The 10,260-nt window shown below is 61.4% G+C and carries 13 protein-coding genes; all 13 read left to right on the forward strand.

The annotated features are described in order from the left end of the window. Positions 1 to 4 precede the first annotated feature (4 nt). The 13 genes from fliJ (at position 5) to flhB (ending at position 10,079) form a co-directional block, all read left to right on the forward strand. On the forward strand, positions 5 to 454 hold the full coding sequence (gene fliJ / locus KW838_RS17020) for a flagellar export protein FliJ (protein ID WP_102699429.1): 450 nt from the start codon (positions 5 to 7) through the stop codon (positions 452 to 454). A 138-nt stretch (positions 455 to 592) separates the two neighbouring features. Next, the gene (locus KW838_RS17025) at positions 593 to 892 is read left to right on the forward strand and encodes an STAS domain-containing protein (RefSeq protein ID WP_007975342.1); all 300 of its coding nucleotides are present in this window, start codon (positions 593 to 595) and stop codon (positions 890 to 892) included. A 5-nt stretch (positions 893 to 897) separates the two neighbouring features. Beyond that, positions 898 to 2,604 carry a fused response regulator/phosphatase gene (locus tag KW838_RS17030; protein WP_218501878.1) on the forward strand — a complete coding sequence of 569 codons (1,707 nt, stop codon included), beginning with the start codon at positions 898 to 900 and terminating at the stop codon, positions 2,602 to 2,604. 84 nt (positions 2,605 to 2,688) lie between these two features. Next, positions 2,689 to 2,988, forward strand: a complete 300-nt coding sequence (locus KW838_RS17035; RefSeq protein WP_218501896.1) for an Hpt domain-containing protein — start codon at positions 2,689 to 2,691, stop codon at positions 2,986 to 2,988. Between the two features lie 100 nt (positions 2,989 to 3,088). Further along, a complete protein-coding gene (locus KW838_RS17040; RefSeq protein WP_218501880.1) occupies positions 3,089 to 4,456 on the forward strand; it encodes a flagellar hook-length control protein FliK in 1,368 nt (455 codons plus the stop codon). Positions 4,457 to 4,687: 231 nt separating this feature from the next. After that, positions 4,688 to 5,191, forward strand: a complete 504-nt coding sequence (fliL, locus tag KW838_RS17045) for a flagellar basal body-associated protein FliL (protein WP_218501882.1) — start codon at positions 4,688 to 4,690, stop codon at positions 5,189 to 5,191. Between the two features lie 9 nt (positions 5,192 to 5,200). Next, a complete protein-coding gene (gene fliM, locus KW838_RS17050) occupies positions 5,201 to 6,169 on the forward strand; it encodes a flagellar motor switch protein FliM (protein ID WP_015096242.1) in 969 nt (322 codons plus the stop codon). A 66-nt stretch (positions 6,170 to 6,235) separates the two neighbouring features. Beyond that, positions 6,236 to 6,682 carry a flagellar motor switch protein FliN gene (gene fliN / locus KW838_RS17055; protein ID WP_015096241.1) on the forward strand — a complete coding sequence of 149 codons (447 nt, stop codon included), beginning with the start codon at positions 6,236 to 6,238 and terminating at the stop codon, positions 6,680 to 6,682. Between the two features lie 30 nt (positions 6,683 to 6,712). After that, positions 6,713 to 7,126 carry a flagellar biosynthetic protein FliO gene (fliO, locus tag KW838_RS17060; RefSeq protein WP_218501899.1) on the forward strand — a complete coding sequence of 138 codons (414 nt, stop codon included), beginning with the start codon at positions 6,713 to 6,715 and terminating at the stop codon, positions 7,124 to 7,126. Beyond that, positions 7,126 to 7,884, forward strand: a complete 759-nt coding sequence (fliP, locus tag KW838_RS17065; RefSeq protein ID WP_015096239.1) for a flagellar type III secretion system pore protein FliP — start codon at positions 7,126 to 7,128, stop codon at positions 7,882 to 7,884. The genes fliO and fliP overlap by 1 nt, the downstream gene beginning before the upstream one ends. Next, positions 7,881 to 8,150, forward strand: coding sequence for a flagellar biosynthesis protein FliQ (fliQ, locus tag KW838_RS17070; RefSeq protein WP_015096238.1), 270 nt, complete (start codon positions 7,881 to 7,883; stop codon positions 8,148 to 8,150). Before fliP ends, fliQ begins: the two co-directional genes overlap by 4 nt. Positions 8,151 to 8,153: 3 nt before the next feature. After that, positions 8,154 to 8,936, forward strand: a complete 783-nt coding sequence (gene fliR, locus KW838_RS17075; RefSeq protein WP_218501884.1) for a flagellar biosynthetic protein FliR — start codon at positions 8,154 to 8,156, stop codon at positions 8,934 to 8,936. Between the two features lie 3 nt (positions 8,937 to 8,939). Beyond that, positions 8,940 to 10,079: a flagellar biosynthesis protein FlhB gene (gene flhB, locus KW838_RS17080; protein WP_218501886.1), complete on the forward strand. Its 1,140-nt coding sequence runs from the start codon at positions 8,940 to 8,942 to the stop codon at positions 10,077 to 10,079. Positions 10,080 to 10,260: the final 181 nt, after the last annotated feature.

Genomic DNA, 10,260 nt, shown 5'->3' on the forward strand with positions numbered 1-10,260 from the left:
GGTCATGGCCCAGAGTCGGGCAGGCAGGCTGGCGCCGGTGGTGGAAATGGCCGAAAAGGCCGAGAAAACCGCGGTCCAGCGCCTGGGGCACTTTCAAGGGCAGGTTCGCCTGGCGGAAAGCAAGCTCGCCGACCTCGAAGCCTTCCGCCTCGACTATCAGGAGCAATGGATCGTACGCGGCAGCGGCGGTGTCTCGGGTCAATGGTTGCTGGGGTATCAGGGCTTCCTGGCGCAACTGGGCACGGCCATCGACCAGCAGCGGCAAAGCCTGGCCTGGCATCAAAACAACCTGAACAAGGCCCGGGAAACCTGGCAGCAGGCATTTGCCCGGGTCGAAGGCCTGCGCAAGCTGGTTCAGCGCTATGCCGATGAGGCGCGGGCGCTCGAAGACCGGCGCGAGCAAAAGTTGTTGGACGAATTATCCCAGCGCTTGCCGCGGCAGGATCAGTATTGAATCGGGTGGGCTGCGTTATCGTTCATCCCGGGCAAGCCACGCTCCCACAGGATTTGCGCCGTTTCCAGCCTTGCCCCAACCTCTACCAACTGCTAAACCTTGTACAAGCAGGTTTACAAATGACAAGGAAGCCATGACATGCCAGTTGTTACAGAAGTCTCACCCGATGGGCAAAAGCTGACGATCTCGGTCAAGGGGCGTTTCGATTTCGCCAAACATCAGGAATTTCGTCAGTCCTACGAAGATAAACAGCTATCGGCGGTTGTGGTCGACCTGAAAGACGCCACTTACCTCGACAGCTCGGCCTTGGGCATGCTGCTTTTGCTGCGCGATCACGCCGGTGGCGATGACTCCGACATCCGCGTGGTCAACAGCAGTACCGACGTGCGCAAAATCCTCGCCATCTCCAACTTCGACAAACTGTTCGACATCAGTTGATTGCCATGCAGCCACTGGAGCCGCTGACGATCCTGATTGCCGAGGACAGCGCCGCCGATCGCCTGCTGTTGGCGAGCATCCTGCGCCGCCAGGGGCACGAAGTGCTGACGGCGGCCAACGGCGCCGAAGCGGTCGACGCGTTTCGCGAGCAACAACCGCACCTGGTGTTGATGGATGCGATGATGCCGGTCATGGACGGCTTCGAGGCGGCCCGGCAGATCAAGGCCCTGGCCGGGGAAACCCTGGTGCCGATCATCTTCCTCACGTCCTTGTCCGAAAGCGAGGCGCTGGCCCGTTGTCTGGAGGTCGGCGGTGACGACTTTCTGGCGAAGCCCTATAACCAGGTGATTCTTGCGGCCAAGATCAAGGCCATGGATCGCTTGCGGCGCTTGCAGGACACCGTTCTGCAGCAGCGTGACCAGATCGCCCGGCACCACGACTACCTGCTCAACGAGCAGCGCGTGGCCAAGGCGGTTTTCGACAAGGTGGCGCACGCCGGCTGCCTGAACGCCGCGCCGAATATCCGTTATCTGCAATCACCCTATGCGCTGTTCAACGGCGACCTGTTGCTGGCCGCGTTCACCCCGGCCGGAGACATGCACATATTGCTGGGCGACTTCACCGGCCACGGTCTGCCGGCGGCCGTGGGCGCCATGCCCCTGGCCGAAGTCTTCTACGGGATGACCGCCAAGGGCTATGGCCTGGCGGAAACCCTGCGTGAAATGAATGCCAAGCTCAAGCGCATCCTGCCGGTGGACATGTTCTGCTGTGCCACGATGCTGTGCCTGAGTTTTCAGCGTCGTGCGGTGGAGGTCTGGAACGGTGGAATGCCCGACGGTTACCTGCATCGCATTGCCAGTGGCGAGCGCACCCCTCTGCCGGCGCGGCACCTGCCTTTGGGGGTGCTGAGCCCGGAATCCTTCGATGAGCGCACCGAAGTGTTTCCCATGGCGCCCGGGGATCGGGTGTTCCTCCTGTCCGATGGGGTGATCGACACCTGCGGCGCCAATGAACAGTTGTTTGGCGTGCAGCGATTGCAGCAGGTGTTCGCCGCCAATCGTCAGCCGGATGCGCTGTTCGAAGAGATCGAGCAGGCGCTGCGCGATTTCGGTGGTGAAGCGCGCGACGATGTCAGCATGGTCGAAATCAGCCTGCTGGAGCCGGAGCAGGTCACGCCACCGGCATTGGTCTACTCCGACAGCGGCCAGTCGTGTCCGCTGGACTGGTCGGTGAGCTTCGAGTTCCGCGCCGCTACGCTCAAGCGATTCAACCCCTTGCCCTATCTGTTGCAGTTGCTGCTTGAGGTGCATGGCCTTCGGGCTCAGAGCGGTGCGCTCTACAGTGTGTTGGCGGAGCTCTATTCCAATGCGCTGGAGCATGGCGTGCTGGGGCTGGATTCGAGCCTCAAGCGCAATGCCTCGGGTTTTGCGCGATATTATCAAGAGCGCAATGCCCGGCTCGGCGAGCTGCAGGAAGGCTATGTGCGGGTCCATTTGCAGGTGGCGCCGACAGATGACGGCGGTTGCCTGACGATTCAGGTCGATGACAGTGGCGAGGGGTTCGATGTCGAGCGGGTGATGGAAAGGCCTTTGGACGCCATCCGCCTGTCGGGACGCGGGATCAGTCTGATCCGCCAGTTGGGGCGTAATGCCTGCTGGACCGACAATGGTCGAAGTGCACGCGTGGAGTTTATCTGGGAGGCTCTGGCATAATCCGCGCATTCTTGATCAAGGAGTGAGCAAGTGGACGACGACACACATGTGGATCGCAACGTGCTGAGTGCGTTGCGGGAAGTGATGGAAGAGGGGTATCCGGATCTGCTGGATATCTTTCTTGCAGACTCCGAAGAGCGCCTGAAAGTCTTGAAAGCGGCTGACAGTGCCGCACTGCTCGTTGAAACCGCCCATAGCTTCAAGGGCAGCAGCAGTAATATGGGGGCCCTGCGGCTGACCGAGCTCTGCCACCAGCTTGAGCAACAGGCCACCAGTTTGCCAAGCGCGGCCGTTCTGGAACTGGTCGGCAAAATCGATCGCGAGTTCGCCGGTATCCGCCCTCTGTACGAAGCTGAGCGACAGCGTTGCCCGGCGAAAATCTGAGCAAACGCTGCTTTTGGTCTCTATCGAGTGAAACTGGCTCGACCTTTGCAGTTATCTAACCCAACTGTACTAACGAGCCCTGTGCAGCGGAGACCGTTTCATGCCCGTTACCCCCAATATTCTGCTTCAGGCCTCCAGGCAGGCCAAGACTCAGGCGACCTCCGCCAATCCTCCGGCAGTGGCCGCAGAGCCCGGGGACAAGGCCGCAAGCTTCGCCCATGTCTACGCCAATCAAGCGCAAAGCAAGCCCAGTGCGTTGGCGGATGCTCCGCTCAAGCCTGATCGTGAGAAAACCTCCGGCGTCGGCGCAAAGAAGGACGCTGGCGACGACAAGTCTGCCGCCGGGGAGCCGGTGGTTGCCGATGGCGGCAAATCCTTGCCTGCCGACCCATCGGTGCAGGCTGACGACAAGACCGCCGGCGATGATGCGGCAAAGGCCGACCCGGCTCTGGTCGTCGATGCCGCGCCGGTCGATCCGGCGCTTGATCCTGCATTGCAGCAAGCCATACAGCCAGTGGTCTCAGCACCAGCAACGCCAGCAGCGCCTGCCGTAGCCGATGCGGTGCCGCCAACGGTTGAAGCGCCGGTTGCTGCGGCGACCGCGGCTACAAGCGTTCCGGCGCCGACCAGCGCTGACGGCGACTTCGATCCCGAGGCCGATCCACTCGACGCCCTGCCGGCGTTACGCCTGGCGATGGAGCAGAGCGGTCACGTGTCGGCTTCCAGTCAGGCGCAGCCAAAGGCCGCACCGACACAGGCGCAAGCCCAGGCTGACGGTGAGCTGACGTCGGCGCAGAACTTTGCCGCCGGCGTGGCGACCATGCTGGACGTTCAGGCCGACAAGGACAGTACCGGCAAAGGTGACGACAAGGCTTTCAGCGGCTTGATCGACGACGGTCTGAAAGATCTCAAGTCTGCCGTCAGCGATACCCGTGTCGATGATTTCGCCAACCGTCTGGCCGCGCTGACCCAGGCGGCCACACCGAAGACAGCCAATGCCTTGCCGGTGAACCAGCCGATCGCCATGCACCAGAGCGGCTGGACCGAAGAGGTGGTGAACCGGGTCATGTACCTGTCCAGCGCCAACCTCAAGGCCGCGGACATCCAGTTGCAACCCGCTGAACTGGGGCGTCTGGACATTCGGGTGAACATGGTTCCCGATCAGCAGACCCAGGTGACGTTCATGAGCGCGCATCCGGGCGTCCGTGAGGCACTGGACAGCCAGGTCCATCGCTTGCGCGACATGTTTGCGCAGCAGGGCATGGGGCAGGTCGATGTCAACGTTTCGGACCAGTCCCGTGGTTCGCAACAAGGGCAGGAACAAGCCCGGCAAAGCCAGGCCGGAGGGACCCGCGCCAGTGGCGGCCGTATCGATTCCATGGATGACGACCTGACCGCGGGCGTCGCTGAAGTGGCTGCCACTACCACCCGCGTGATCGGCTCCAGCGCGGTCGACTACTACGCCTGACGAACACAACACCTAACCCTGTGGGAGCGAGCTTGCTCGCGATGAGGGCCTGGCAGTCAAGTTTTCATCGACTGTCACGCCGCCATCGCGAGCAAGCTCGCTCCCACAGTGGCTTTGTGGTGATCTTCCGACCGAAGCCGGTCCGCCCATCTCCCCCGACACTTCTGGCATAACACTTGCTCTTGCCTTGCCGTGCAACTGTGAAACCCCGAATAGTGACGGATTATTGGCATGGCGAAGAGCGACGCAGCAGTAAAAGACCCCGCAACCAGAGGCAAACTCAAGCTGATCATCCTGATCGTGGTGGCCCTGCTGCTGGCGATCGGTGTGTCCGTGGGTGCGACCTGGTACTTCATGCACAGCGCTCAGAACAAGCCTGCCGCCGACGTAGCGCAAACCGCTCCCGTCGGCAAACAGCCAGCGATTTTCGAGCCGATGGCGCCGGCATTCGTGGCCAACTTCAACCAGAACGGCCGCCAGCGCTACATGCAGGTGAGCATCACCATGCTCGCGCGCAACCCGGCGGATCTGGAAGCGCTCAAGGTCCACATGCCGGTGATCCGCAATAACCTGGTGATGCTGTTCTCCGGGCAGGACTTTGCGACCCTCGCGTCGCCGGTCGGCCAGGAAATGCTGCGGCAGAAGGCTACCGCCAGCGTCCAGGAAGTGGCGCAGAAAGAGCTCGGCAAAGTGGTGATCGAACAGTTGCTTTTCACTAATTTCGTACTGCAGTAGGAACACGACATGGCCGTGCAGGACCTGCTGTCCCAGGATGAGATCGACGCGCTGTTGCATGGCGTCGACGATGGTCTGGTACAGACCGAAAACGCTGCCGAACCCGGCAGCGTCAAAAGCTACGACCTGACCAGCCAGGATCGCATCGTCCGTGGACGCATGCCGACCCTGGAAATGATCAACGAGCGTTTCGCCCGTTATACCCGCATCAGCATGTTCAACATGCTGCGTCGCTCGGCAGACGTGGCGGTCGGCGGCGTGCAGGTGATGAAGTTCGGCGAATACGTGCACTCGCTGTACGTGCCGACCAGCCTCAACCTGGTCAAGATCAAACCCCTGCGCGGCACCGCGCTGTTCATCCTCGACGCCAAGCTGGTGTTCAAGCTGGTGGACAACTTCTTCGGTGGCGACGGCCGGCACGCCAAGATCGAAGGGCGTGAATTCACCCCGACCGAACTGCGTGTGGTGCGCATGGTGCTGGAGCAGGCGTTCGTCGATCTGAAGGAAGCCTGGCAGGCGATCATGGAAGTCAACTTCGAGTACATCAACTCCGAAGTGAACCCGGCCATGGCCAACATCGTCGGCCCGAGCGAAGCCATTGTGGTGTCGACCTTCCACATCGAACTCGATGGCGGTGGCGGCGACCTGCACGTGACCATGCCGTACTCGATGATCGAGCCGGTGCGCGAGATGCTCGACGCCGGCTTCCAGTCGGACCTCGACGATCAGGACGAGCGCTGGGTCAACGCCCTGCGCCAGGACGTGCTGGACGTCGACGTGCCGATCGGCGCGACGGTGGCCCGTCGTCAACTGCGTCTGCGCGACATCCTGCACATGCAGCCGGGGGATGTGATCCCGGTCGACATGCCGGAAGAAATGATCATGCGCGCCAACGGCGTGCCGGCCTTCAAGGTCAAGATGGGCTCGCACAAGGGCAACCTGGCGTTGCAAGTGATCGAGCCGATCGAGCGCCGTTGACCGGCGCTCCTACCCATTCGCGATTAACCGAATTCTGAACTTTTGCTCGCCGAGGACACTGACATTATGAACACGCAAGACGACCAGGCCCTGGCCGATGAGTGGGCCGCGGCCCTGGAAGAAACCGGTGATGCCGGTCAGGCCGACATCGACGCATTGCTCGCCGCCGATTCCGGCAACTCCGCGTCCAACCGCCTGCCAATGGAAGAGTTCGGCAGCGTGCCGAAAAACAACGATCCGGTGAGCCTCGAAGGCCCGAACCTGGACGTGATCCTCGATATCCCGGTGTCGATTTCCATGGAAGTGGGCAGCACCGACATCAACATCCGCAACCTGCTGCAACTGAACCAGGGTTCGGTGATCGAGCTGGATCGCCTGGCCGGCGAGCCGCTGGACGTGCTGGTCAACGGCACGCTCATCGCCCACGGCGAAGTGGTGGTGGTCAACGAGAAGTTCGGCATCCGCCTGACGGACGTGATCAGCCCAAGCGAACGCATCAAGAAGCTGCGCTGAGTGAAAAAGCTTCTCGGGTTTGTATTGGCCATGCCGTTCGACGTGCTGGCGGCCGAGCCGGTCGCTACGGCGACCACGGCTGCTGCGCCAGCAGTGAGCAGTGGTGTTGCCGGGCAGCTGACGCAGTTGGTGTTCGGCTTGCTGCTGGTGCTGGGGTTGATCTTCTTCCTCGCCTGGTTGTTGCGTCGGGTCCAGCAGGCCGGTCCGGCCGGCAAGGGGCAGGTGATCGAGATTGTCGGCTCCCGCGCGCTGGGGCCTCGCGACCGTCTGATGCTGGTTCAGGTCGGCAACGAGCAGATTCTGCTTGGCCTGAGCCCTGGCAGCATCACTGCGCTGCACGTCCTCAAGGAGCCGGTGCAGGTGCCGAGCACCGAGAAGCCGACGCCGGAGTTTGCGCAGCGCCTGCTGGAGATGCTGGGTAAAGATCAGAAGGATAAGAAGTAATGGGTGCGCTACGCATCGTCTTGACGCTGGCCCTGATGCTGGCCGCGCCATTGGCATTCGCCGCCGATCCGCTGTCGATCCCGGCCATCACCCTGGGCACCAATGCGCAGGGTGCGCAGGAATACTCGGTCAGCCTGCAAATCCTGCTGATCATGACTGCGCTGAGTTTTATCCCGGCGTTTGTCATGCTGATGACCAGCTTCACCCGGATCATCATTGTCTTCTCGATCCTGCGCCAGGCCCTGGGCCTGCAGCAGACGCCGTCGAACCAGATCCTCACCGGCATGGCGCTGTTCCTGACCTTGTTCATCATGGCGCCGGTGTTCGACCGGGTTAACCAGGACGCCTTGCAACCCTATCTGGCGGAAAAACTGACGGCCCAGGATGCGGTCGCCAAGGCGCAGGTGCCGATCAAGAATTTCATGCTCGCGCAGACCCGCACCAGCGACCTTGAGCTGTTCATGCGCCTGTCCAAGCGCACTGACATCGCGACACCGGATCAGGCGCCGTTAACCATCCTGGTACCGGCCTTCGTGACCTCCGAGCTGAAAACGGCGTTCCAGATCGGCTTCATGATCTTCATTCCGTTCCTGATCATCGACCTGGTCGTGGCCAGTGTGCTGATGGCCATGGGTATGATGATGCTCTCGCCGCTGATCATTTCCCTGCCGTTCAAGATCATGTTGTTCGTGCTGGTGGATGGCTGGGCGCTGATCATCGGCACCCTGGCCAGCAGCTTCGGCGGTGTATCGCCATGACCCCTGAAGTCGCCGTAGATATTTTCCGCGAAGCCCTGTGGTTGACCACCATGATGGTTGCCGTGCTGGTGATTCCGAGCCTGCTGGTGGGGTTGTTGGTGGCGATGTTCCAGGCCGCCACCCAGATCAACGAACAGACCCTGAGCTTTTTGCCGCGCCTGTTGGTAATGCTGGTGACGCTGATCGTCGGCGGGCCGTGGCTGGTGCAGACCTTCATGGAGTACATCCTGCAGCTGTACGGCAGTATTCCTCAGGTCATCGGCTAAACCATGTCGCTGCTTGCGCTGACCGATACGCAGATCAGCACCTGGGTGGCGACCTTCATGTTGCCGCTGTTTCGCGTCGGCTCCCTGTTGATGGTCATGCCGGTGTTTGGCACGACCCTGCTGCCTCGGCGCATCCGCCTCTATTTCGCGCTGGCCATTACCGTGGTCATCGCGCCGGGGCTGCCACCGATGCCACCGGTCAATCCCCTGGACCTGAGCGGGCTGTTGCTGATCGCCGAGCAAATCCTCATCGGCGCGGTGATGGGGTTTTCCCTGCAGCTGTTCTTTCAGGCCTTCGTGGTGGCCGGACAGATTGTCGCCATCCAGATGGGCATGGGTTTCGCTTCGATGATCGACCCGGCCAACGGTGTCTCGACGGCGGTGATCGGGCAGTTCTTCACCATGCTGGTGACGCTGCTGTTCCTGTCCATGAACGGTCATCTGGTGGTGTTCGAGGTCCTCACTGAAAGCTTCACCACGTTGCCGGTGGGTGGTGGCCTGATGGTCAACCATTACTGGGAGCTGGCCGGCAAGCTCGGCTGGGTGCTCGGTTCGGCGTTGTTGCTGGTGTTGCCGGCGGTCACCGCGCTGCTGGTGGTCAACATCGCGTTTGGCGTCATGACCCGGGCGGCACCGCAACTCAATATTTTCTCGGTCGGCTTCCCGTTGATCCTGGTCCTGGGGCTGTTTATCGTCTGGGTCGGGCTGGCGGACATTCTCAATCAGTATCAACCGCTGGCCACCGAGGCCTTGCAGTTGTTGCGCGATATGGCAAGGGCGAGCTGAGTCATGGCTGAGAGCGAAAGCGGTCAGGACAAAACAGAAGACCCCACGGAGAAGCGCAAGCAAGACTCCCGTGAAAAGGGTGAGATAGCGCGGTCCAAGGAGCTCAACACCCTGGCGATCATGCTGGTCGGTGCCTCGGCGCTGCTGATTTTTGGCGGCGCCATGGCGCAGGACATGATGGAGCTGATGCGCATCAACTTCTCGCTGCCGCGGGAAGTGATTCTGGATCAACGCTCCATGGCCACCTACCTGATGCGCTCGGGACAAATTGCCCTGTGGTCGATCCAGCCGGTGATGATCACCTTGGTGCTGGCCGCCATCATCGGACCGATTTCCCTGGGGGGATGGCTGTTCGCGGCAAGCTCAATGGCGCCCAAGTTCAGCCGCTTGAACCCCGGTCCCGGCCTCAAGCGCATGTTCTCGACCAAGTCGCTGGTCGAGCTGCTCAAGGCCCTGGCCAAGTTCATCATCATCCTGTTCGTGGCGCTGGCGGTATTGTCGTCGGACATCGACGACCTGCTGCGTATCGCCCATGAGCCCCTGGACATGGCAATCATCCACAGTCTGCAAGTGGTGGGCTGGAGCACCTTGTGGATGGCGTGCGGGCTGATCCTCATCGCTGCGGTGGATGTGCCGGTGCAGCTCTGGGAAAGCCACAAGAAACTGCTGATGACCAAGCAGGAAGTGCGCGACGAGCACAAGGACCAGGAGGGACGGCCGGAGGTCAAGCAGCGGATTCGACAGCTGCAGCGTGAGATGTCCCAGCGGCGGATGATGGCCGCCATTCCCGAAGCCGACGTGGTCATCACCAACCCGACGCACTACGCCGTGGCGCTCAAGTACGACCCGGAGAAGGGCAGTGCGCCGGTATTGCTGGCCAAGGGCTCTGACTTCCTGGCCTTGAAGATCCGCGAGATCGCCGCGGCCAACGAGATCCTGTTGCTGGAGTCACCGGCGCTGGCGCGCTCGATTTACTACTCCACCGAGCTGGAGCAGGAAATCCCCGGAGGGCTCTATCTGGCGGTCGCGCAGGTACTGGCCTACGTCTATCAGATTCGACAGTACCGGGCGGGCAAGGGCAAGCGGCCTGATCCGCTCAAGGATGACCTGCCGATTCCGCCGGATTTGCGCCGCGATTCCTGATCTGAAAATCAAAAGATCGCAGCCTTTGGCAGCTCCTACATGAGATCGGCGTGAACCTGTAGGAGCTGCCGTGTAGTGGTCGAACATTTTTGGACCATGATGTAGGAGCATCGACTTAAGGACGCATCATGGGATATCGGGTTGTTACATCTGAGGAAAAAGCGGAAGCCATCCGCTTGGT

It is taken from the genome of Pseudomonas sp. PDM27, assembly GCF_019219205.1.
Lineage (GTDB): Bacteria > Pseudomonadota > Gammaproteobacteria > Pseudomonadales > Pseudomonadaceae > Aquipseudomonas > Aquipseudomonas laurylsulfatiphila.

Coding starts and splice junctions, on each gene's coding strand:
- fliP (WP_015096239.1), top strand. CDS start 7,126: ATGGGTGCGCTACGCATCGTCTTGACGCTGGCCCTGATGCTGGCCGCG.
- fliJ (WP_102699429.1), top strand. CDS start 5: ATGGCCCAGAGTCGGGCAGGCAGGCTGGCGCCGGTGGTGGAAATGGCC.
- KW838_RS17040 (WP_218501880.1), top strand. CDS start 3,089: ATGCCCGTTACCCCCAATATTCTGCTTCAGGCCTCCAGGCAGGCCAAG.
- fliO (WP_218501899.1), top strand. CDS start 6,713: ATGCCGTTCGACGTGCTGGCGGCCGAGCCGGTCGCTACGGCGACCACG.
- KW838_RS17030 (WP_218501878.1), top strand. CDS start 898: ATGCAGCCACTGGAGCCGCTGACGATCCTGATTGCCGAGGACAGCGCC.
- fliQ (WP_015096238.1), top strand. CDS start 7,881: ATGACCCCTGAAGTCGCCGTAGATATTTTCCGCGAAGCCCTGTGGTTG.
- fliR (WP_218501884.1), top strand. CDS start 8,154: ATGTCGCTGCTTGCGCTGACCGATACGCAGATCAGCACCTGGGTGGCG.
- KW838_RS17035 (WP_218501896.1), top strand. CDS start 2,689: ATGGAAGAGGGGTATCCGGATCTGCTGGATATCTTTCTTGCAGACTCC.
- fliL (WP_218501882.1), top strand. CDS start 4,688: ATGGCGAAGAGCGACGCAGCAGTAAAAGACCCCGCAACCAGAGGCAAA.
- fliM (WP_015096242.1), top strand. CDS start 5,201: ATGGCCGTGCAGGACCTGCTGTCCCAGGATGAGATCGACGCGCTGTTG.
- fliN (WP_015096241.1), top strand. CDS start 6,236: ATGAACACGCAAGACGACCAGGCCCTGGCCGATGAGTGGGCCGCGGCC.
- KW838_RS17025 (WP_007975342.1), top strand. CDS start 593: ATGCCAGTTGTTACAGAAGTCTCACCCGATGGGCAAAAGCTGACGATC.
- flhB (WP_218501886.1), top strand. CDS start 8,940: ATGGCTGAGAGCGAAAGCGGTCAGGACAAAACAGAAGACCCCACGGAG.